Here is a 22,543-nt window from a genome sequence, read left to right as displayed (position 1 = left end):
CTTGGGGGGGTTTTTCCGCGCCTTGGGTTGGGGGGGGGGGGGTTATGTCGTCCCACTCGGCCCCACCGACTTTCCCAAGGCTGCGTTCGGCCATCGTTCAACGACTTCACCACCCCAATTTTGCTTTTAGCAAAATATCCCCTCCTTAAAAAAGGAGGGGAGTTATCGTTCTCGCAAACCATGTCCGACGTCCTCATCCCCCGCATCCAGCAGCTCGCCGCTGCCCACGCCGCCGATACCGTAGCCCTGCGCCAGCACCTGCACGCGCACCCCGAGCTTTCCTTCGAGGAAGTGAACACCGCCGCCTTCGTTACGCGGGAGCTGACGAAGCTGGGCCTCACGCCGCAGCCCATTGCCAATACCGGCGTGCTGGCCCTCATCGAAGGCCTGCCCGGCGGCCCTACCATTGCCCTGCGGGCCGATATGGACGCGCTGCCCATCACGGAAGCCAATGACGTGCCCTACAAATCGACCAACCCCGGCGTGATGCACGCCTGCGGGCACGACGTGCACACGGCCTCGCTGCTGGGCGCGGCCCGCATCCTCAATGAGTTGAAAGGCGAGTTTAAAGGCACCATCAAGCTCATGTTTCAGCCCGGAGAGGAGCGCCTGCCCGGCGGCGCTTCGCTGATGATAAAGGAGGGGGTATTGGAGAACCCGGCCGTGGGCCACGTTCTCGGGCAGCACGTTTTTCCGCACCTGCCGGCCGGCAAAATTGGGGTGCGGCCCGGTCGCTACATGGCCAGCACCGACGAGCTCTACCTCACCATCAAGGGCAAGGGTGGCCACGGTGCCATGCCCGAAATGAACCTCGACCCCGTGCTGGTGGCCGCCCATATCATCGTGGCCGCCCAGCAGATTGTCAGTCGCCGCGCCAACCCCAAAATCCCCTCCGTGCTGAGCTTCGGCAAAGTCATCGCCAACGGCGCCACCAACGTTATTCCTAACGAAGTCTACATCGAAGGCACCTTCCGCACTCTGAATGAAGAGTGGCGCGCCGAGGCCCACCAGCACCTGCGCAAGCTCTGCGAAGGCCTGGCCGACAGCATGGGCGCGGTGTGCGAGCTTGAAATCCGCGTGGGCTACCCCTACTTGGAAAACGAGCCCGCCCTCACCGCCCGCGTGCGCGCCGCCGCCGAAGCGTACCTCGGCCCCGAAAACGTGGTGGAGCTCGACCAGTGGATGGCCGCCGAGGATTTCGCCTACTTCTCCCAAGCCGCGCCCGCCTGTTTCTACCGCCTCGGCACGCGCCACGCCGATGGCCGCTTCGCTGCCTCCGTGCACACGCCCACCTTCGACATCGACGAGCAGGCGCTCACAACCGGTCCCGGCCTCATGGCTTGGCTGGCGATAAAGGAGCTGGGGCAGTAAAGCCACGTAGCGCGGACTTTTAGTCCGCGAATGAACCACCCTCGCCATTCCATTCGCGGACTAAAAGTCCGCGCTACTTCCCCTCATGAACCGTTTTCTCTCCTGCGCCCTGCTGCTGGCCGCTTTGCTGGCCCGGCCCGCCGCTGCCCAAACACGCCGCTCCACCTCCGGCCTGCAGCTGTGGCCAGAAGTGCAGGCCGAGCTGGCCCTGCCCGGCAACGACTACCTGCTCCTGACCGCGCGCGGCCAACAGAACACCGACAACAACCACCTCCTTGGGCCCGAACCCAAGCGCGTGCTGGGGTTCGATGAGCAGCGCCTGAACCTGGCCTACGAGCATTTCCTGAGCGAGCACTGGAGCCTGGGCGGCACCCTCGGCTACTTCACCGCCAGCAGCAAAGACTACCTGCTGATACCCGAAGTATTGCTGCGCCACCGCAGTCCCCTCGGCCCGCTCACCTTTGGTCAGCGCCTGAGCCTGGAGCGCGTTTTTCCCAGCGCCACCGGGGCCAAAAGCCAAACCAACGCCCGCCTGCGTGTCGACCTCGAAAAGCTCCTGCCCATCGGCACCGGCGGTTTTGCCCTGCGTCCCCGCCTGAGCTACGAGGCCGCCACCCACATTCGCCTCCTCAAAGCCGACACCGACCCCGACGAGCGGTTTATCCAGTTCACCAGCCTGCGCGGCGAAGTGGGCTTCCGCGTGGCGGGCCTGTTCGATTTCACGCCCTGGTTTGCCTACCAGACCAATTATTTGGTCACCTTGCCTCAGTACAACTCGATGGGCGTCCAGACCTCCGGTGGCAAGCTCAATGCCGTAACCCCAGTGCTGGGCCTCGATTTACGCTTCACCATCATCCAGGGCCAAAGCGCCGAAACCCGCCAGCAGCTACCCACGCAGCACTAAGTACCTATCCAAACAGGCGTCATGCAGAGCGGAGCGGAGCAGAGCATCTTTACCGTAACCGTAATCAGTGATAATGACAAAAATTCAGGATTTAACTCCAGCTAAATAGTGCGCTGAATAGCTTGATTGAATGATTTTGTCATTTAAACAGTTATTTGATGATTACACAATATCTTATAATAAGACAAATTGTCGTAAAAATTGCGCATAAACTAATTGGTATAGAATTTAAGGGAAGCAGGGTATGCCGCCTGGCGGCTGTGATTTTATCACTTCCCTCTAACATTCTATATATCAATGGTAACGCTGCTTTATAACAACCGCCCTTCTCTCCGTCCCAGCCGCGCTTTGAGCGCTATGCTGGCCGACATGCTCCGCGAGCCGCAAACGGCCGCCGCGCCGGCAACCCTCGCCTTCGTGCCCGCCGCCGACATCCTCGAAACCGCTACCGGCTTTGAATTGCACCTGGCCCTGCCCGGCGTGAAAAAAGAAGCCGTCACCCTCGATTTCCTCGACGGCCAGCTCGTCGTATCTGGCTCCCGGCTCAGCCCGGCCGCCGCTGCTAAAGCAGCCGCTGCTCCCGCTACGGAAGCTACGGCCAACGGCAACGAAGCTGCCTCGGCCGAAGTAACTCCCGAGGCTCCGGCCACGCCTAAATTCCGCCGCACCGAAACCAGCTACGGCCAATTCTCGCGCACCTTCCGCCTGCCCGAAACGGTGAACGTGAAGGCCATTGCCGCCGAGCTGACCGACGGTATTCTACGCATCAAGCTGCCTTTCGACACGGAAAAAGTGACCACCCAGCACATCGCAATTCGCTAAGCGCGGGATGGGATATGAAAAAAAGGCACCTCTCGGGGTGCCTTTTTTGCCGCCGCTAGTGTTGGGCTACTGATAAGCTTGGTTTGGCCTGTTTTCTGCTAAAAGCAACCTTATCATGCGAAAGCGAATCTTTTCCGCGTTAAGCCGCAAATAACCTTGCCGGACTCATTCGGTTTTCATTCGGCTGATGTTAAATTAGTTCTCCAGTTCACCCATTCAACCTTTTTTCAAATTTTTCCCTTACCCATGCAAGCAAAACAAATGATGCTCGGCCTGCTCGGTTCCGCCATTCTTGGCGGGGGCGTGGCCGTGGGGGGATACAAGCTGCTCGAGCCCGCCCCCGTGGCACCTCAGGCCGTAGCCGCCGACCCCCAGGTGCGTTACACTTCCGAGATGAAGAGCACGCCCTATGCCGTGCCCGAGGGCCTGAACTTTGTGGCCGCCGCCGCCGCCGTAACCCCGGCCGTGGTGCACGTAATGACTGAATATGCCGCACCGGCAGTCGACCGGCGCCAGCAGCAGCAGATGGACCCTTTTCTGCGCCAGTTCTTTGGCGACCAGCTGGAGCAGTTTCATGGTCAGCAGCCGCAGGGCGGGGGCCAAGGCTCAGGCTCGGGCGTAATCATCGCCGCCAACGGCTACATCGTAACCAACAACCACGTCATCGACAAAGCCTCCAAGATTGAGGTAGTGCTGGACGACAAGCGCAAGTTCGAAGCTGAGCTGGTGGGGGCCGACCCCAACACCGACCTGGCCGTGCTGAAAGTGAAGGCCGACAACCTGCCCTTCATCAAGTATGGCAATTCTGACGACGTGAAAGTGGGCCAGTGGGTGCTGGCCGTGGGCAACCCCTTCAACCTGAACTCGACCGTAACGGCCGGCATCATTTCGGCCAAGGGCCGGAACATTGACATTCTGCGCCGCAAGGACAACATGGGCATCGAGTCGTTCATTCAGACCGATGCCGTGGTGAACCCCGGCAACTCGGGCGGGGCCCTGGTGAACCTCAACGGTGACCTGATTGGCATCAACTCGGCCATTGCCTCGCACACGGGCAGTTATGAGGGCTACTCCTTTGCCATTCCTAGCTCGCTGGCCAGCAAAGTGGTGGACGACCTGCTGAAATACAAAGTGGTGCAGCGCGCCCTGCTCGGCGTGCAAATCCAGGAAGTGGATGCCAAGCTGGCTTCCGAGAAGAAGCTGAACACCCTGAACGGTGTGTACGTGCAGGGCCTGACGGCCGGCAGCGCCGCCGCCCAGGCTGGCCTGAAAAAGGACGACATCATTACCCAAATCAACGGCGTAGCCGTGAATACCTCGTCGCAGCTGCAGGAGCAGGTGGCCCGTTTCCGGCCTGGCGACAAGATTAAGGTGAGCTACCTGCGCGGTGGCACCGCCGGCCTGGCCGAGGCCGTGCTGCGCAACGCCACGGGCACCACCGGCATTGTGCGCGAAGACGCCATGGCGGCCGCTATCAAGTACGAGGGTGCTACCATTGCGGCCGTGGAGCCCCGCGACCTGGCCAAGCTGGGCCTGGAGGGCGGAGCCAAAATCAGCGGCATCAAGGGCAGCAACTTCCGCGAAACGGGCATGGCCGATGGCTTCATCATCACCCGCATCGATAAAAACCAGGTGACCAAACCTGCCGACGTGAAAAACTTCCTCGACCAGGCCCGCGAAAGCTCGGGTGCGCTGGTAGAGGGCGTGTACCCCGACGGCCGCAAGGCCTACTACCCCATCGGGCAGGAATAGCCCGGCGTAGTTATCAGTCAACCCCTGAAAAAGCCCTTACCGCCTCGGTAGGGGCTTTTTTTGTGGGTGTTGGGCGGATGTTAGTGCTGTCCCATTATGGGACTTATTTAGGCCTGCTGGAATGGGAAGTCATATGGGGGTGATTTGCTGCGTGCGCAGGAGGTTAGGGGGCTGATGGTCAGGGAAAATAATGAGCTCAAATGAATTGTTTTAGCAGCCTTGGCTAATCCGAATCGGGTCATTTTAACGTATGTATTATCCCAAGTCGGGAGCCGGATAACTGAGAATTCAGGACTCCTTCTGTGGCGTGCCCAGCTTTCCCCTGTTAATGGAAAACGTAATCAACACCCTTTATATTCAGAATTTCAAGTCGATTCGGAATGCCGTGCTGCACCCGCGGCGGGTCAACCTTATCATTGGACAGCCCAACGTGGGCAAGTCGACGGTACTGGAGGCCATGAGCCTGCTGGGGAGTTTTCCGCTTGAGCAGAAGAAGCGGTTCATGCGCAGCTTTATTCGGTATGAAAAGCCCGCGCAGCTGTTTCACGACAGCCTGATGACGGCTCCCATCCGCGTCGAAACCGACCGTGATGTGTGCCTGCTGGGCCGCGTGGGCCAGGGCGAGAGCAAGCGCTTTCAGTACGGAGTATTCAGCCAGACGGCCTACTTGCTGCTGCGCGCCCAGCTGGGCCTGCCCCTGCTGGAAGGCCGGGGCCGCACCCGCACCAGCGACGACGCCCAGCTACTGGCCCGCCTGCACGGCCACCTGGCCAGCGCTGCCGTGCTGCCCGAGCCCGGCTTTATCTACACCGAGTTCGACCGCGATGGCCGGACCGACCGGCCGGGTACTGGCGGGCGCTACTTGGCGTCGCGGCCGGCCTGGCAGCCCCGGGCCGTAAAATCCTACCGCTTCAAGCGCAACGCCCACCTCGACCGGCGCTACGCCGATGCTACCCTGCACCCGCCGCACGGCAACAACCTGGTGCAGGTGCTGGAGGCCAATGCCGACCTGCGCCACGAATTTGCCGCCCTCTTCGCCGACCACAACCTGCGCCTGCGCGTGCGCCCCGATGCTAACCGCTTTGAGGTGATGAAGGAGTTGGACGGCCTGAGCTTTGCTTACCCGTATTCGAGCAGCGGCGACACGTTGCAGCGCTACGGCTTCCATTTGGCGGCCATGGAGTCGAACCGCAACACCGTGATTTTGCTGGAAGAGCCCGAGGCGCATTCCTATCCGCTTTACGTTTCGCAGCTGGCCGAGCGCATTGCCACGCAGCAAAACAACCAGTATTTCGTGACCACGCACAGCCCCACCTTTTTCGATTCGGTGCTTGAAAACATGGTGCCCTATGAGAACCGGGTGACGGAGCTGGCTGTGTTTGTGGTGTATTACAAGGACTTCCATACCAAAATCCGGCAGCTGTCGGACGAGGAGGTGCGGGGTATGCGCCGCAATAGCATCGACGTGTTCAACAACCTGCACCTGCTGGCCCAAGAGCCGCGCAAGGTGTAGAAGGGCTTCGTTTCTGCTTTAATCACAGAATGCTCAAGATGACAGGCGTTGGCAGAGGATGACCGAGAATGGGGCCCGGCTACCAGCCAACTCCCCGGCAAACCGTAGCTTTGCCGGAGCAACATCCCACCCCCAACCGCCCCATGAAACAGGCCCTCGAAGAAGCTACCGCCGCCGACGTAACCGTTCCGCATCCTCACCACGACCCCCACGGCATTCAGGACGTGCTGCGCCAGTTGGGCGTGCAGGCCGACAACGCCGCCTACAGCACCGGCCGCACCTGGGGCGGCGCCCAGAACGCCGACCGCCGCGTCATCAACGCCCCCGCCGATGGCCGCCGCATTGCCAGCGTAGCCTTTGCTACCACCGGTGATTACGAAGCCGTCGTGCAGGCCGCGCAGGAAGCCTACAAAACCTGGCGCCTGGTGCCGGCCCCGAAGCGCGGCGAAATTGTGCGTCAGATTGGCAACAAGCTGCGCGAGTTCAAGGAGCCGCTGGGCAAGCTGGTGAGCGCCGAGATGGGCAAAATCCTCCAGGAAGGCCTGGGCGAAGTGCAGGAGATGATTGACATCTGCGACTTTGCCGTGGGGTTGAGCCGGCAGCTGCACGGCTTCACCATGCACTCGGAGCGCCCCGCGCACCGGATGTACGACCAGTACCAGCCGCTCGGCATCGTGGGCATCATCTCAGCCTTCAACTTCCCGGTGGCCGTTTGGAGCTGGAACGCCATGCTGGCCGCCGTGTGCGGCGACGTGAGCATCTGGAAGCCCTCCGAGAAAACGCCCCTCACGGCCGTGGCCGTGCAGCACATCATCAAGGACGTGCTGGCTGAGAATGACATTGCCGAAGGCGTGTTCAGCGTGATTATCGGCGATGCGAAAATCGGGGCCGCGATGGCGGCTGATAAGCGCCTGCCGCTTATTTCGGCCACCGGCAGCACCCGCATGGGCCGCAAGGTGGGCGAGGTAGTGGGCGCACGCCTGGGCCGCGCCCTGCTGGAGTTGGGTGGCAACAACGCCATCATCGTGACCAAAAACGCCGACCTCAAAATCGCCATTCCGGCCATTGTGTTTGGGGCGGTGGGCACGGCCGGGCAGCGCTGCACCAGCACCCGCCGCGTGATTATCGAGGAAAGCATGTTTGAGGACGTGAAAAACCGTCTATTGGCTATTTATCCCAAGCTGCCCATCGGCCACCCGCTGCAAACCGGTACGCTGGTAGGCCCGCTGATTGATGCCGACGCGGTGAAGATGTTCTCGGACGCGTTGACGAAAGTGCAGGCTGAAGGCGGCAAGCTGCTGAGCGGCGGCGAGGTGCTGGCCCGCCCCGAGCTGGACGGCGGCCACTACGTGACCCCGGCCCTGGTGGAAGTGGAAAACCACTACCACACGGTGCAGGAGGAAACCTTCGCGCCCATTCTCTACCTCATCAAATACAGCGGCGACGTGGAAAACGCCATTGAGCTGCAAAACGACGTGCGCCAGGGCCTGAGCAGCAGCATCTTCACCCTGAACATGCGCGAGGCCGAAGCCTTCCTGGCCGCCAGCGGCTCGGACTGCGGTATTGCCAACGTGAATATCGGCACGAGCGGGGCCGAAATCGGCGGCGCGTTCGGCGGCGAGAAGGAAACCGGCGGCGGCCGCGAGTCGGGCTCCGACGCCTGGAAAGTGTACATGCGGCGCCAGACCAATACGATTAACTACTCTACTGAATTGCCGCTGGCGCAGGGGATTAAGTTTGACGTGTAGCAACTTGTAGCGCATGCTTCAGCTTGCGCCGGAAATGCAAAAAGAGGCCCCGCCGATGGATTCGGCGGGGCCTCTTTTACTACAATGGTTGCAAGGGGTAATGGCTCGATTGCACGGAGGTGATGCTCACTTGCTCTCCGTTTTCAGATACGAAATAAAAGATGCGATAATGCCGATGGAAAAGCTCCCGAATAGCGGAATTAGCGTATTCAGGTACCATTCGGCCCAGTTCAGGAAATTGCCGTAATAAGTCGGCCTTGGCAAATATGCTGTCGATGAATGCCCGGGCGTAGGCGGGAGAAAAGGCTCCCAAACGTTCCGCTTCTTCGTAAATTTCATCGGAAGCCCGGCGGGAAAGTCTTAATTCAGCCATTTGGCGAGGCGCGCTTTGGCTTCTTCGACTGTTACGGTTTCGCCGCGCTTCACTTGATTTAGGCCTTCTTCCATTTTTTGCAGCGCAATGATGCGTTCGATAAGTTGCTCAGGCTCGAACGAGTTGGGCAAGTCCTGCAGGGAGGTAATGACTTGTTCTTTGGTCATGGGAAGGGAACTGTGATTCAATAGCAATTTACGCAAAAGCCGACGGAAAAGCCCCTACAGCAATTTGCGCAGTGCCCACAGGCTCCAGACGATGACCATCAGGCCTACGCCCACGAACATCCAGCGGGTGGGCAGGCGGCCGGCCAGCTTGGCGGCGATGGGCGCGGCGGCCACCCCGCCCACGATGAGGCCGGCCACAATCTGCCAGTGCGAGAGCCCGCGCATGGTGAAAAACGTGAAGGCGCTGGCAAACGTGACGAAAAACTCGACCAGGCTCACGGTGCCGATAACGAACTGCGGCGTGCGGCCATTGGCAATGAGCGTGCTGGTGACCAGCGGCCCCCAGCCGCCCCCGCCGAAAGAATCGAGGAAGCCGCCGGCCCCGGCCAGCCAGCCGGCATTCTTCACCTTTTTGCGCTGCTGCGAAGCTTTGCGGAACGCCTTGGCGATGATGCGCAGGCCCAGCAGGAGCAGATAAACAGCCAACACCGGCTTGATGTAGCCGGCGTAGGTTTCGCCGAAATGCACCAACAAAAACGCCCCGCTTACCGAGCCCGCAATGCCCGGCAGCAGCAGCACCCGGAACAGGCGCTTGTTCACGTTGCCAAACCGGTAGTGGTGGTAGCCCGATGCGCCGCTGGCAAATACCTCAGCCGTATGGATGCTGGCGCTCACCGATACCGGGCTCAGCCCCAGCGACATGAGGCTAATGGCCGACACCACGCCGTAGCCCATGCCCAGCACGCCGTCCACCATCTGAGCCACGAAACCCACGGCCACAAACGTGTAGAACATGCCCGACGAGCGAGCCAGCTGCCAGACCTGCGCCGGGGTAAAGTAGTAGGAGAGGATGTTGAGGAGGATGAAAACCGCGAAGGTGAACAGCGCGGCTGTGGCCACGCGCCGCCAGTAGGCGGTGGCGGGTGTTTCGTAGGCGGGGCCGTTGGCCAGCTCGGCGGTCACGGCGTTCAGCGACTTTACTTTCTCAGCAAAATCCCCCTGCAGGCGGCTGCGGATGACGGTCATCTGGCCCAGCACGGTGGCCAGCTCGGCGGGCAGCACTTCGGCCAGCACCTCGCGCAGGCGCTTGCCAATGGTGGGCGACTTGCCGTTGGTGGAAATGGCAATTTTCAAGTCGCCCTTTTGCAGCACCGACGAGAGGTAGAAATCGCACAGGGCGGGCGTATCGGCCACGTTGGTGAGCAAGTGGCGGGCGGCGGCGGCGCTGCCGATGTAGCGGTGCAGCGCCACGTCATCGGTAGCCAGGAACAGGATGTCGGCACTGTCGAGGTCGGAGTCCTGGTAGGGGCGCTCGTGCAGCTGAACCTTGGGGTGGCGGGCGGCCAGCTCGCGCAGTTCGGGCCGGATGTGCGGCGCTACGACCGTCACAGCGGTTTCGGGGCTGTTGCGCAGAATGGCCCCCAGCTTTTCCAGGCCCACGTTGCCACCGCCCACCAGCAGCACACGCATGGTGTCCAGCTTCAGGAAGATGGGAAACAAGTGGTTGGCCGCCGGGGGGGGAGGCTCCGGCGGCAGCGTAGCTACTGCCGGAGTCGCCGGGGTTGGGTTGTTTGTTGGCATAGCTCAGAACGTAGCAGTAATATACGAAATCAGGCGTGAAAATCCAGCCCAAACAGCGTGGCTTTCACTACGCCGGTACGCACCACGAAATCGCCGAAGCCCTCGCCGGGGTGGCGGTTGGCGGCGTAGGCGGCCAACAGGGGTGAGAGCTCGCGCAGAATGCCGTCCTCGTCCAGCATTTCGCGGTAGAGCTTGTTGAGGCGCTCGCCGGCGTGGTTGGCCCCAAGGTAGAGGTTGTAGCGGCCGGGGGCTTTGCCTACCAGGGCAATTTCGCCCAGATAGGGCCGGGCGCAGCCGTTGGGGCAGCCCGTCATCCGGATGAGAATGCCGGCCTCGGCCAGCCCGTGGGCCCTAATCACGGCATCAAGCTTGTCGAGCAATTGGGGCAGGTACCGCTCGGCCTCGGCGAAGGCTTGCGAGCAGGTAGGCAGCGCCACGCAGGCCAGCGCATTGCGGCGCAGGCCGGTGAGCTGCTCCGCTTTGGGGCCCGCGCCGTGGGCTTCCAGAATGGCCTGCACGCGGGTGCGGTGGGCGGGCTCGATGTTGGCAATAATCAGGTTCTGGTTGCCGGTGAGGCGGAATTCGCCGGTGTGGAAGGCGCTGATTTCGCGCAGCGCGGCCTTGAGGTGGTAGCCGGGCCGGTCGAGCACCCGGCCGCCTTCCACAAACAAAACCAGGTGCGAAGGGCCGTCGGCATTGCCCGTCCAGCCGAAGGCGTCGCTGGAGCTATGGAACTGGTAGGGGCGGGTTTCGGCCAGCGCATAGCCCAGGCGCTGGTGCAGCTCGGCCACGAAAGCGGGCAGGCCGGCGCGGTCGACGGTGTATTTGAGGCGCGAGAGCTTGCGGTTGGCACGGTTGCCCCAGTCGCGCTGGATGGTGACAATCTTCTCGCACACGTCCACCACGTTCTCCGTAGGTACGAAGCCGATGAGGTCGGCCAGGCGGGGGTAGGTTTCGGGCTGGCCAAAGGTCATGCCCAGCCCGCCGCCCACGGCCACGTTGAAGCCCAGCAGCCGGCCATTTTCCTCGATGGCGATGAGACCGATGTCGTTCGAGAAAATGTCGGAATCGTTGTAGGGCGGCAGGGCCAGGGCAATTTTGAACTTGCGCGGCAGGTAGGTGGTGCCGTAGATGGGCTCCGCATCGTCGGCGGCTTCGGTGGTGTTTTGCAGCTCGCCGTCGAGCCAGATTTCGTGGTAGGCCGTGGTGCGCGGCGTGAGGTGGGCGCTGATTTCGGTGGCCAGGGCCTGCACCTCGCCGTGCACCCGGGACTCGTGCGGGTTCACGTTGCACATCACGTTGCGGTTCACGTCGCCGCAGCCGGCAATGCTGTCGAGCAGGGCATCGTTGAAGCCTTGGATGGTGGGTCGTAGCTCGCGCTTCAGCACGCCGTGCAGCTGGAAGGTCTGGCGGGTGGTGAGCTTAAGGGTGCCGTTGCCGTAGGCGTCGGCCAGGGCATCCATACGCTGCCACTGGGGCGCGGTGGCCACGCCGCCCGGCACCCGTACCCGAATCATGAAGGAAAACAGCGGCTCCAGCTTCTGGCGCTTGCGCTCGGAATCGAGGTCGCGGTCGGTTTGCTGGTAGGAGCCGTGAAACTTGATGAGGTGGGTGTCGTCGTGGTTCAGCGCGCCGGTGAGGCGGTTGCGAAGGCTTTCGACGATGGTGCCGCGCAGGTAGCGACTGGCAGTTTTGACGTGTTCGACTTCGGAGAGATTGGGGGTTGTGGACATGATGTTGTGGCGTTCGCCTCACCCCCGGCCCCTCTCCGAAAAGGAGAGGGGAGCCACGGCGGCGCGGACATGTAGCACATGCTTTAGCTTGTGCGGCGTTGGAGGAAGTTGGATTGGCGGCGTTAGTTGGCGCGGGCGGTGGGCAGGATTAAATCCTTGAAAAGGGTGAGCCGGAGCACATCGCGGGCGTAGTAGCCGGCGTTGGCGGGGCGCTGCTGCCAGATGAAGAGGTAGCCCAGCTCGGCGGCAAAACCGGCCCCCAGCTGGCGCTCGGCCCCGGCGTAGAGGCGGTTCTGGTCGAAGCTGTCGGGGTTGAGCAGCAATTCATCGGAGGCGCGGAATTTCCAGGTTGTATTTATTTGATAGTCAAGTTGCAGGCGGCCCCGGTAGCGGAGGCGGTACTGCCAGGTATCGGCTGTTTCAGGGCCGGCCAGGTGGCCCAGCCAGCGCTGCTCTACCCGCAGGCGCGGCATGAGGCGCAGGCGGCCGGGCAGGGGCAGGGTAGCGGTTACTTCCTCAAAAACCCGCCGCTCGGGTACGCTGATGCCCTTTTGTGGCTGCCACGAGCCGGTGCCGCCCAGCGCGGCATCCCAGGTGGGCGAGAGGCGGTAGTGCAGGTGCTGGTGGGTGATGAACTGCCACTGCCCGTCGGGCCAGGCAAAGCGGCGCTCATCGGCCTCGCTGTGCAGGGTGAGGCGCGGGCCGAAGTGCGTGCGCAGGTACAGTCGCCCCCAATAGCCCGCCTGCCGCACCGTTTGGGCCGGGGCGAGGCAGGGGAACAGCAGCAGCGGAAGCAGCAGGCGTTTCATCAGCTTTTGTTAGGAAGGGTCGGGGCGAATGGCAAATGGCTAATACACGTCCTCCAGGTAGCGGCGCTGCTTGCGCAGGTCCTTCACGTAGGCCGCCGCGTCCTCGGCCGAGAGGCCGGCTTCTAGCTGCACCACTTGCGTGAGGGCTGCCAGCACGGCCCCGCCGAGGCGGTTTTTATCGCCGCACACATAGAATTGCGCGCCGTTTTCGAGCCAGCCGAATACGTCGCGGCTGTTTTCGAGCAGGCGGTCCTGCACGTAGATTTTCTCGGCCTGGTCGCGCGAAAAGGCCACGTCGAGCCGGGCCAGGCCGCCGCGCTTGAGCTGCTGCTGCCACTCGGCCTGGTACAGGAAATCGGTGGTGAAGTGCGGGTTGCCGAACAGCAGCCAGTTGCGGCCGGTGGCCCCCAGCTCCACCCGTTCTTCCACAAAGGCGCGGAACGGCGCGATGCCCGTGCCCGCCCCCACCATAATGATGTCAGTGGCCGGATTGGTCGGGAGCTTGAAATATTCGTTGTGCTCCACAAATACCCGCACCTCATCGCCCACCGCCACGCGGTCGGCCAGGAAGGACGAGCACACGCCCTGCTTGCGGCGGCCGTGGGCCTCGTAGCGCACGGCCCCCACGGTGAGGTGCACCTCGTCGGGGTGGGCCAGCAGGCTGCTGGCGATGGAGTAGGCGCGGCTGGGCAGCGGGCGCAGGGTGTCGGCCAAGGCCTGGGCCGTGAGCTGGTCGGTGGGGAAATCGGTGAGCAAATCGGCCACGTCGCGGCCGTAGAGGTAGGGCTGCAGGCGGGTGGTGTCGGCCAGCAAACCGTGCAATTCGGCGTGCGGGGCCAGGGCGGCGTAGCGCTCCAGCACGTCGCGGGTGAGCACCGTGAGCTCGCGGCGGCTGGCCAGGGCGGCGGCCAGCGGCAGGCTCTCGGCCCCCAGCTGCACCGGGGCCGAGTCAGAAAGCCGGGCGGCGCGCAGCACTTCCTCCACCAGCGGGTCGTGGTTGATGGCACGCACCGCCAGCGCATCGCCCGGCGCGTAGCGCAGCCCCGCGCCGGCCAAATCCAGTTCCAGGTGGTACGTCTCCTTATCCGAGCCGCGCCCGTTCAATTGGATGCTTTCCAGTACCCGCGCCGGCCAGGGGTTCTCATGAGTGAACTCGGCAATAGCCGAATGGGTGGATGGCTGAATGGCTGAATGGCCAGCTGAAACAACCGAGGCCCCGGCAGTAACCAACGCTTCGGCGGTGCCAGCAGCTACACCGGCTATTTCTGCCAAAGCCGCTTCAATCCACTGGCTGGCGGCCGCCTGATACTCCACGTCAGTGTCCACGCGAGCCAGCAGGCGGGTGGCGCCCAGGTCGACCAGGCCCTGGTCGAACTCCTTGCCCGTCTGGCAGAAGTGCAGGTAGCTGCTATCACCCAGGGCCAGCACGGCGAAGCGCAGGTTCGGCAGCTTCGGCGCACGCGGGCCCAGCAGAAACTGGTGCAGGTCCTCGGCCGCGATGGGCGGTTCGCCCTCGCCGTGCGTGCTCACGATGACGAGCAAACTTTGCTCCTGCGCCAGCTGCCGGGTGGGGTAGTCATTCATGTCGCGCACGTCGGCCGCGAGTCCCCGGCTTTTGGCTGCCTCAGCGGCCTGCTGGGCTATTTTCTTGCCGTTGCCGGTATGTGAGCCGTAGAGAATGGTCAGTTTCTGAGTGGCCGCACTGGTGGCTGCAACCAAGGCCGTCGATGCAGCGGCAACTTGGGTTCCGCCGGTGGCCTGACCGTAGAAATAGCCGCTCAGCCACAGCAGCTGGTTGGCCGACAGGTTGGCCGTGAGCTGCTGGAGCTGCGCTTCGTCGAGTGCGGGCGGGAGGATGGGGAGTGGGGGCATGGTTGTTCTTGCGTTGCGGCCTCACCCCCGGCCCCTCTCCGAAAAGGAGAGGGGAGCCACGGCGGCGCGGACTGTAGCACATGCTTTAGCTTGTGCGGCGTTGGGTGAAATCAGGATTGCAAAGGCACAAGCTGAAGCATGTGCTACAAGTCGTCAGGCTCCCCTCTCCTGCAGAGAGGGGCCGGGGGCGAGGCAACCGTCAGGCTACTTTCGCGTAGCGCAGCAGCTCCGGTAGCAGTTCAGTGACGGTTTCGGAGACTACAGCAGCTGGCTGCTTCATCAGCCGCACCACTTCGCCCAGCACAATCACGGCTGGCGCGCCCAGGCCGGCGCTGGCGGCCCGCCCGGCAATGTCGGCTACGGTGCCGGCCACCACGCGGGCGTTGGGCAGCGTGCCGTGCTGGATGATGGCGGCCGGCACCGAGGCCCCGCCGTAGCGGGCAAAAAGCGCCGCTATTTCCGCCAGCCGGCTCATACCCATCAGAATCATGGTGGTGACGGTGGGCGTCTGCGCCGCTTCGAGCAGCGCGGCCGATAGCTGCTCATCGGCCGTGGTGGCCGTTAGCACCCGGAAGCCTTCGCTCAGCCCCCGGTGCGTGGCCGGAATGCCCACGCTGCCCGCCGCCGCCACCGCGCTGCTGATGCCCGGCACGTAGTCCGTGGCCAGTCCGTGGGCCTCGGCATACAGCATTTCCTCGCGCCCCCGGCCGAACACGAACGGGTCGCCGCCCTTCAGCCGCACCACATGGCCGTGCCGGTAGGCCTGCTGCACAATCAGGTCGTTGATGCCGTCCTGGGTATAGGCTTTGAAGCCGCTGCGCTTGCCCACAAAAATGAGCGGCACACCGGGCCGGACGTGCGCCAGCAGGGCATCATTCGCCAGTGCATCGTAGAGCACTACATCGGCCGCTGCAAGGACTTTGGCACCTTTCAGCGTCAGCAGCTCCGGGTCGCCGGGGCCCGCGCCTACTACGGTCAGGCGGGGGAGGAAAAGGGGGAAATCAGCCATAATAGTCGGAATCTGATTAGAAGAGATAAAAGAGAAGGGGACGGAGCGGCTGCTCCGGTCTGACCGCCCTAGGCGGTCTGACCGGTTGTCGGGGAGGGCGTCGCGTCAGGGTGGCGCAAGGGCAGTCGGTGGTGCTTCAACCGGTCTGACCGCCTAGGGTGGTCAGACCGGCAGCCGGCATCAGATGGAAAAGGCCGCTTCCGCTGGCACTTCTTCGGTGAAATATGCCGGGTCGGTGGCAGCCACGAGGCCGGCGGCCAGGGTGGCCCCGGTCTGCTCATCCACCAGGATAAAAGCGCCCGTCGTGCGATTCTGGCGGTATTCGTCCACCACCAGGGGCAGGGCGGTTTTCAGGCGCACCCGCACGATGTCGTTCAGCCGGGCCTCGTCGGTGCCCTGGCTTTCGAAAGTTTCGATGTTGGTCTTTTGGAGAATGGTGGTCACGGCCGCTTTCACCGTAGCGGCGTGGTGCTGCACCAGCAGCTTGCGGCCGGCGCGCAGGGGCCGCTCATCCATCCAGCATAGGGTCGCTTCCAACTCGCGCACCACTGCCGGGTGGGCCGTGAGGGGCACAATGGTATCGCCCCGGCTCACGTCCACATCGTCGCGAAGCCGCAGAATGACGCCCTGTGGGGCCGTGGCCGTGGCCACTTCGCGCTGGTTTACTTCGATAGCCTCAAGCACCGTTTCCAGCCCCGAGGGCCAGATGCGGACCCGGTCGCCCTGGCGGTAGGTTCCGCTCTGGATGCGGCCGGCGTAGCCCCGGTAGTCGGGCAGTTCCTCGGTCTGCGGCCGAACCACATACTGCACCTGGAAGCGCGGCTCGTTCGGGTTGGCATCGGCCGGCACGGGTACGCTTTCGAGGTGTTCCAGTAGGCTCGGGCCGTGGTACCAAGGCAGGAAATGGGAGCGGCGCACCACGTTGTCGCCGTTCAGCGCGCTCAGCGGAATGGCTACCACGTTCGGCAGTTTGAGCTGTGCGGCAATGGTCTGGTAATCGGTCACGATGTTGCGGAAAACCACTTCCTCGTGGCCCACCAAATCCATCTTGTTCACGGCTAGCACGAAGTGCTGAATGCCCAGCAGCGAAGCTAGCAGCGTGTGCCGCCGGGTCTGCTCAATTACGCCCTGGCGGGCATCTACCAGCACAATGGCGAGGTCGGCGTTGCTGGCACCGGTTACCATGTTCCGAGTGTATTGCACGTGGCCCGGCGCATCAGTGATAATGAATTTGCGGCGCGGCGTGGTGAAGTATTTGTGCGCCACATCAATGGTGATGCCTTGCTCGCGCTCGGCTTTCAGGCCATCGGTAAGCAGGGCCAAATCCACGTCGCCGCCGGTGCTGGCGCGGCGCTTTTCCAGCGTGGCCAGCACGTCGAGCGATACGGAGTCGCTGTCGTACAGCAGCCGGCCGATGAGCGTGCTCTTGCCGTCGTCGACGCTGCCGCAGGTGATAAATCGGAGAAGGTCCATGTGGTTTTAGGGTCTTGGGGACTTGGGGTCTTAGGGACTTGGTTTTTTGTTCTTGCGGACTTGGATAAGCTTCGGCTCTCGGTTGTAATGAGGACTTAGTGGCTGGATTTGCGGCTTTTAAAACCAAGACCCCAAGACCCTAAGTCCCCAAGACCCCAATCAGAAATAGCCGTTTCGCTTCCGGTCTTCCATCCCCGTTTCCGAGAGGTTGTCGTCGAGGCGCGTGGCGCCGCGCTCGCTTACTTTAGCCAGCAGCAGGTCCTGAATAATGTCGTCTACCGAAGCCGCGTCGCTTTCCACGGCGGCCGTGCAAGTCGAGTCGCCCACAGTGCGGAAGCGCACACGACGGTTCACGATTTCGTCGGTTTCGTCCAGGTTCAGGTGTTCACTGAAGCCCAGCAGCTGGCCGCTGGGTAGCACTACGCACTGCCGCTCGTGAGCGAAGTAGATTTCGGGCAGCCTGATGTTTTCGCGCTGAATGTAGTTCCACACGTCCAGTTCGGTCCAGTTGGAGATGGGAAATACGCGCACGTTTTCGCCCTTCTGAATGCGGCCGTTGTAGATGTTCCACAGCTCCGGGCGCTGGCGCTTGGGGTCCCACTGGCCGAAGTCGTCGCGCACCGAGAAGATGCGTTCCTTGGCCCGGGCCTTCTCCTCGTCGCGCCGTGCCCCACCGATGCAGGCGTCGAACTCAAACTCCTCAATCACATCGAGCAAGGTATAGGTCTGCAGCGGGTTGCGACTGGGATATTTGCCGCCAGGCTCGTGCAGGCCGCGCTCCCGGATAGTATCCTCCACCCGGCGCACAATCAGCTTCTCGCCCAACTGCGCGGCCAGCTCGTCGCGGTAGTTGATGATTTCCTCGAAGTTGTGGCCGGTATCGATATGCACCAGTGGGAACGGGAACCGGCCCGGCCGAAAGGCCTTTTCGGCCAGCCGCGTGAGGGCAATTGAGTCTTTGCCGCCGGAGAACAACAGCGCAGGCCGCTCGAACTGCCCGGCTACTTCCCGCAGAATATGAATGGCTTCAGCCTCCAAACGGTCGAGGTAATCGAGATAAATAGGGTTTGATAATGACATAGCAGGTCTGGGCCCGAAAAAATCGGGCGAATTTGAAAAACCGGAAGGGGAGGGTGGGATAAGGCCCGCGAGGGGGGTGCCTTTGGGGAAGGATGTAGCGCCGACGGCCAGGCCACCGGCGCGGAAAGGAGGACGGCCTAGCCCGGCATTCGCTCCACCACCGGGTCGAGGCCCTGGTGGGCGGCGGTGGCGTGCAGGCCGCACTCCTTGGCCGCCGCGTCTTCCCACCACCAGCGCCCGGCGCGGAAGTCCTCACCCGGCGCAATGGCCCGGGTGCAGGGCGCACAGCCGATGCTCACGAAGCCCTGCCGGTGCAGCGGGTTCACCGGAATGCCGTTGGCCTGCGCGAAGGCTTCGCACTCGGCCCAGGTCCAGTCGAAGAGTGGGTGAACTTTAATGAGCTCATGGCCGCCGTCCCACTCGGCCGGGTGCATGGTCTGGCGGTTCTGCGACTGCTCGGCGCGGATGCCCGTTACCCACACCTGCTGGCCGGCCAGGGCGCGACTTAGCGGCTCCACTTTGCGGATATTGCAGCACTCCTTGCGGTTAGCTATGCTCTCGTAGAAGCTGTTGGGGCCTTTCCGGGCAACTAATTTTTCGAGCGTGGCAGTTTGAGGGGCGAATACCTCAATGGATTTCCCGTAGCGCAGCAGGGTTTTGTTCCAGGTCGAGTAGGTTTCCTGAAAATTGCGGCCCGTGTCGAGGGTGAACACCCGGATGGGGAGGTCGTTTTCGAAGATGAAGTGCGTGATAATCTGGTCCTCCAGCCCGAAGGACGTGGAAAACGAGACGCGGCCGGGGAAGTGGTCGGCCAGCAGGGCCAGGGTTTCCGGTACTGAGCACTCGGGCAGGTAGCGACGCAGGTCTATGACCTGGCTTTCAAGGGGTAATGCCATGATGGAAGGGGGAGTTTTTCTCCGCAGAAAAAACCGAAATGGGCCGCGAAGGCCGCAAAAACCCGCTACGCGTCGCGCAATGAATCAATCACCACAAAAGGGTAGTAGCGGGGTGGCTGCCGCAGCAGCCGCCGGAAGAGTGGCCCTAGCTCAACAACCAGCAATCTTCCCCGGCATAGCGGCCAGGGAACAGCCCATGCAACAACACATTCGGCGCGGCGCGGCGAGGGTGGTGGGTTGCAGGCGGGGATTGAGGGATGTGCTCACGGCGTTTTTTATATGTCAGGACTTGGCACCGTTCCAACTAGTGGGGGTTGCCGGCGTTTCGTCGAGCCTGTCTCTCCGCGCCTCTGTATAAAAATAGGTAGCGTCCCAAACGAGGGTTGCTGGGGCAAATGTAAAGGATGAAATTAAGAAATGCCAAAAATTTATTTTGCGGTGGTGCAGCTGGTCACCTGCTCCAACGGGTTGGCGGTGCCCGGAAACTGCGTAATTTGGCGATGCAACCCCTGAACCCGCCGCGTGGTCTATGGGTTGCTTAAGCACCTTTAAGACCTCGTTTTCTGCATGGAAGCCCTGTCCCTTTCCGCCTACGTCGACATCAACGCCCCGCTGGTGGAGCGCTGCCGCCTCAACGACCGCCAGGCCCAGGCCGAGATTTACCGGCGCTACTCCAAGGCCATGTTCAACGCCGCCCTGCGCATCACCGGCGACTATGCCGAGGCCGAGGACGTACTCCAGGAGTCGTTTCTGAGCGCCTTTCGGGAGTTGAGCGGCTACAAGGGCGATTCGTCTTTTGGGGCTTGGCTGAAGCGGATTGTGGTGAACAAAAGCATCAATTGCCTGCGGCAGCGGCGGCTGGCGCTGGTGCCCCTGGGCGAGCAGCACCACGACGAGCCCGCCGAAGCCACCGCCCATTCGCCCGAAGACGAAGCCGACATGCACTACCGCGCCGATGTGCTGCGCCGCTGCATTCAGGAGCTGCCCGACGGCTACCGCGTCGTGCTAAGCCTCTACCTGCTCGAAGGCTACGACCATCTCGAAATCGCGGGCATTCTGGGTATTTCCGAATCGACTTCCAAATCCCAATACAGCCGGGCGCGGGTCCGGCTGCGTGAGTTGGCCGCCCAGCGTGGCCTGAGTTAAAATTTATCCCTTATCAATCATTACGTAATCGTTTCACTACCCTTCATCCGTTTTCGCCCAGCCGTGGTTTTCGTATAACCCCGCGGCCCGCCCTGAACCTGGACGAATCGTGCGTCTGCTACTCATTCATGGATACCAAGAAAAATAATTCTCTCGAAACCTTCGTCGAGCGGCACCGTGCCGATTTCGACACCCACGAGCCGCGCCCCGACCTCTGGGCCGCGCTGGAGGAGCAGCTTAATGCTACCACCACAGCGCCCCAAACGCCGGTTATGCGCTTGGCCGATGCGCCGGAGGGCCCATTTATTGCGCCAGTTGCAACAGTAGCCCAATCGAAGGCCCGCGCCGGCTGGTTTCAGCGCTACGGGGTGGCGGCGGCGCTGGCTCTGCTCGTATTTGCCGCCGGGGCCAGCGAGGCTTGGAAAGCCAACCGGGCCGCGCCCGAAACGGCCGTGGTGGCCGCGCCGGCCGCTGCTACTCCTGGCACCGTTGCTACCGAACCCGATGCGGCCCTGTACCAGGGCGGCAACCCGCTCTCCCTCACCGCCGCCGAGCACACCACCGGGGCCGACAGCCAGCTGGTGCGCGCCGTGCGCGGCATGGAAACCTACTACACCAACCAGTTGGCCCGCCGCCAAACCGAGCTGAGCCAGCTCAGCGGCCCCGGCATGGCGGCCATGAACGCCGACTGGCAGCACGAGCTAGTGTCGCTCGATTCCAGCTACCGCGAGTTGAAGCAGCAGTTGCTGCACCATCCGCAGCCCGACGCCGTGCTCACGGCCATGAACCGCAACCTGCAAATCCGCCTTGACATTCTCGACCGGCAGCTGAACCTGGGCAATACGGCCCAAGCAGCTCCCAACAATAATTCTTACGTGCTGGCCGATAGCCGGCGCCAGGCCGAATGAACCCGCCCCTGGCTTTGCGGGTAAGCCGATGGGTGGCGCTGTGCGGCGGGCTGCTGAGCCTGCTGGCCCCGCAGCGCTCCCAAGCGCAGGATGGCCAAACCCGCTGGGTGGCCGTGGGCCACGGCGTGGCCATTCACATCTTGACACCCGATGCACGCCGCGCCGAGGCCGCGCTTTTTGGCCAGGAGCAGGAGCCCCGCCAGCAAAACCCACTCGTAGACCAGGCCGACGGCCAGGGCAGCGCCAGCCTGCAGGCCGAGCAGCGCCGGCACATTGTGCGCAGCTACGCGGTGCCGAATACCGGCCGGCCGTTTTCGCTCGATACGCGCTACGGCCGGGTGCAAATCAACCCCTGGAATAAGAAGGAAATAAAGGTGGATGCTGAACTGGTGGCGCGCTCGGAAAGCGACGCCGGAGCCCGCCAGATTCTTGATGCGCTGGGCGTACAGTGGCTCGATTACGACGCCAAAACCGGCGGCGTGGCCGTGAGCACGCAGTTTGGCCCCGCATTGCGCGGCCGGGCCGGGGGCTGCCGCTACGAAGTGAACTACACCGTGTGGCTGCCCCGCACCACGGCCCTGAAAATCTACAACAGCTTTGGCGAAGTGACCGTGGCTGGCGACCTGAGCGGCCCCACCGAACTGGCTGTAGAGTACGGCACCCTGCGCACCGCTCGCCTCGAAGGCCCGCGCAACCTCATCCGCATTGGCAATGGCGACTGCCGTATTGCCTTCGCCGGCCGCGCCAGCATTGATGCCAGCTATGCCCAGCTGCGCCTCGATACGGGCACGACGGTGGACCTGCGCAACAACTATTCCGACGTAGACATTGGCACGGTGCAGGACCTGACCGTGCACAGCAAGTACGGCGACGTGGCCCTGGGCACCGTGCGCAACCTGCGCGGCTCGTCGGGCTACTCGCGCTTCACCATCGAAAAGCTGGACGAAGCCCTTGACATGGCCCTGCGCTACTGCCCCGAATTCGTGGTGCGCGACATGGGCGCCAATTTCCGCCAAGTGAACCTCGACGGCGGTTTCAGCACCATCCGCCTGGGCTTTGCCGAAGCTCCTGCCTTCCGCTTCGATGTGAGCACCGAGCAAGGCCAGCTGCTGGTGGATAAAAACCTGGTGCGCGTGCTTTCGCAGGAAAACGGCCCGCAAACCAGCGACGTGTTGGGCACCTTCGGAGCCGTGGCCCCGACGCGGCGGGCGGGCAATGTGAACATCAAAGTGCGGTACGGCACGGTGCGGTTCAGCAAGTAGGGAGCAGAAAGTAGTAACAGAACGTCATGCTGCGCAAAGCCGAAGCATCTCTACCGCAGTAGTAACTCGTTTACTATGGCCCTCGAGATGCTTCGGCTTTGCGCAGCATGACGTTCTTTGGGGC

Annotated in this window: 19 protein-coding genes and 1 riboswitch; of the genes, 9 read left to right on the top strand and 10 right to left on the bottom strand. The window is 62.7% G+C overall.

Translation table 11 applies throughout. The annotated features are described in order from the left end of the window. Positions 1-180: 180 nt before the first annotated feature. The 6 genes from HBN54_RS05385 to amaB all read left to right on the top strand — a co-directional run bounded on the left by HBN54_RS05385 (position 181) and on the right by amaB (position 8,110). Positions 181-1,371, top strand: coding sequence for a M20 metallopeptidase family protein (locus HBN54_RS05385; RefSeq protein WP_168672129.1), 1,191 nt, complete (start codon positions 181-183; stop codon positions 1,369-1,371). Positions 1,372-1,456: 85 nt separating this feature from the next. Beyond that, on the top strand, positions 1,457-2,275 hold the full coding sequence (locus tag HBN54_RS05380) for a hypothetical protein (RefSeq protein WP_168672128.1): 819 nt from the start codon (positions 1,457-1,459) through the stop codon (positions 2,273-2,275). A gap of 297 nt (positions 2,276-2,572) precedes the next feature. Further along, positions 2,573-3,097, top strand: a complete 525-nt coding sequence (locus tag HBN54_RS05375; protein WP_168672127.1) for an Hsp20/alpha crystallin family protein — start codon at positions 2,573-2,575, stop codon at positions 3,095-3,097. Positions 3,098-3,343: 246 nt separating this feature from the next. Next, complete coding sequence (locus HBN54_RS05370) at positions 3,344-4,849, top strand: S1C family serine protease (RefSeq protein ID WP_235955390.1); 1,506 nt, start codon at positions 3,344-3,346, stop codon at positions 4,847-4,849. Between the two features lie 328 nt (positions 4,850-5,177). Further along, entirely contained in the window at positions 5,178-6,362 is a 1,185-nt protein-coding gene (locus HBN54_RS05365; RefSeq protein ID WP_168672126.1) for an AAA family ATPase, read from the top strand. Positions 6,363-6,505: 143 nt separating this feature from the next. Continuing rightward, positions 6,506-8,110: an L-piperidine-6-carboxylate dehydrogenase gene (amaB, locus tag HBN54_RS05360; RefSeq protein ID WP_168672125.1), complete on the top strand. Its 1,605-nt coding sequence runs from the start codon at positions 6,506-6,508 to the stop codon at positions 8,108-8,110. A 79-nt stretch (positions 8,111-8,189) separates the two neighbouring features. On the opposite strand, the gene HBN54_RS05355 is transcribed toward amaB, so the two are convergent. The 10 genes from HBN54_RS05355 to HBN54_RS05310 all read right to left on the bottom strand — a co-directional run bounded on the left by HBN54_RS05355 (position 8,190) and on the right by HBN54_RS05310 (position 19,106). Then, a complete protein-coding gene (locus HBN54_RS05355; protein ID WP_168672124.1) occupies positions 8,190-8,483 on the bottom strand; it encodes a type II toxin-antitoxin system RelE/ParE family toxin in 294 nt (97 codons plus the stop codon). After that, a complete protein-coding gene (locus HBN54_RS05350) occupies positions 8,471-8,650 on the bottom strand; it encodes a hypothetical protein (protein ID WP_168672123.1) in 180 nt (59 codons plus the stop codon). Before HBN54_RS05350 ends, HBN54_RS05355 begins: the two co-directional genes overlap by 13 nt. Positions 8,651-8,704: 54 nt before the next feature. Continuing rightward, positions 8,705-10,150: a TSUP family transporter gene (locus tag HBN54_RS23935; RefSeq protein ID WP_317170171.1), complete on the bottom strand. Its 1,446-nt coding sequence runs from the start codon at positions 10,148-10,150 to the stop codon at positions 8,705-8,707. A gap of 110 nt (positions 10,151-10,260) precedes the next feature. Then, positions 10,261-11,964: an NADPH-dependent assimilatory sulfite reductase hemoprotein subunit gene (locus HBN54_RS05340; protein WP_168672121.1), complete on the bottom strand. Its 1,704-nt coding sequence runs from the start codon at positions 11,962-11,964 to the stop codon at positions 10,261-10,263. Between the two features lie 122 nt (positions 11,965-12,086). Next, positions 12,087-12,773, bottom strand: coding sequence for a DUF2490 domain-containing protein (locus HBN54_RS05335; protein ID WP_168672120.1), 687 nt, complete (start codon positions 12,771-12,773; stop codon positions 12,087-12,089). 39 nt (positions 12,774-12,812) lie between these two features. After that, entirely contained in the window at positions 12,813-14,645 is a 1,833-nt protein-coding gene (locus HBN54_RS05330) for an assimilatory sulfite reductase (NADPH) flavoprotein subunit (RefSeq protein ID WP_168672119.1), read from the bottom strand. A gap of 199 nt (positions 14,646-14,844) precedes the next feature. After that, a complete protein-coding gene (gene cobA, locus HBN54_RS05325; protein ID WP_168672118.1) occupies positions 14,845-15,654 on the bottom strand; it encodes a uroporphyrinogen-III C-methyltransferase in 810 nt (269 codons plus the stop codon). A gap of 180 nt (positions 15,655-15,834) precedes the next feature. Continuing rightward, complete coding sequence (locus HBN54_RS05320; RefSeq protein WP_168672117.1) at positions 15,835-17,127, bottom strand: sulfate adenylyltransferase subunit 1; 1,293 nt, start codon at positions 17,125-17,127, stop codon at positions 15,835-15,837. A 159-nt stretch (positions 17,128-17,286) separates the two neighbouring features. Next, a complete protein-coding gene (gene cysD / locus HBN54_RS05315; protein WP_168672116.1) occupies positions 17,287-18,207 on the bottom strand; it encodes a sulfate adenylyltransferase subunit CysD in 921 nt (306 codons plus the stop codon). 137 nt (positions 18,208-18,344) lie between these two features. Next, entirely contained in the window at positions 18,345-19,106 is a 762-nt protein-coding gene (locus HBN54_RS05310; RefSeq protein WP_382213395.1) for a phosphoadenylyl-sulfate reductase, read from the bottom strand. Between the two features lie 269 nt (positions 19,107-19,375). Beyond that, positions 19,376-19,464, bottom strand: a riboswitch (SAM riboswitch). Between the two features lie 206 nt (positions 19,465-19,670). Here HBN54_RS05310 and HBN54_RS05305 point away from each other — a divergent pair. The 3 genes from HBN54_RS05305 (at position 19,671) to HBN54_RS05295 (ending at position 22,419) form a co-directional block, all read left to right on the top strand. After that, positions 19,671-20,249 carry an RNA polymerase sigma factor gene (locus HBN54_RS05305; RefSeq protein WP_168672114.1) on the top strand — a complete coding sequence of 193 codons (579 nt, stop codon included), beginning with the start codon at positions 19,671-19,673 and terminating at the stop codon, positions 20,247-20,249. Between the two features lie 128 nt (positions 20,250-20,377). After that, entirely contained in the window at positions 20,378-21,157 is a 780-nt protein-coding gene (locus HBN54_RS05300; RefSeq protein ID WP_168672113.1) for a hypothetical protein, read from the top strand. Beyond that, positions 21,154-22,419, top strand: a complete 1,266-nt coding sequence (locus HBN54_RS05295) for a hypothetical protein (protein ID WP_168672112.1) — start codon at positions 21,154-21,156, stop codon at positions 22,417-22,419. Before HBN54_RS05300 ends, HBN54_RS05295 begins: the two co-directional genes overlap by 4 nt. Positions 22,420-22,543 lie beyond the last annotated feature (124 nt).

The sequence above is a fragment of the Hymenobacter artigasi genome (assembly GCF_012275535.1).
GTDB classification, from domain to species: Bacteria; Bacteroidota; Bacteroidia; order Cytophagales; family Hymenobacteraceae; genus Hymenobacter; species Hymenobacter artigasi.
This window is presented reverse-complemented; position numbering and strand designations above follow the sequence as displayed.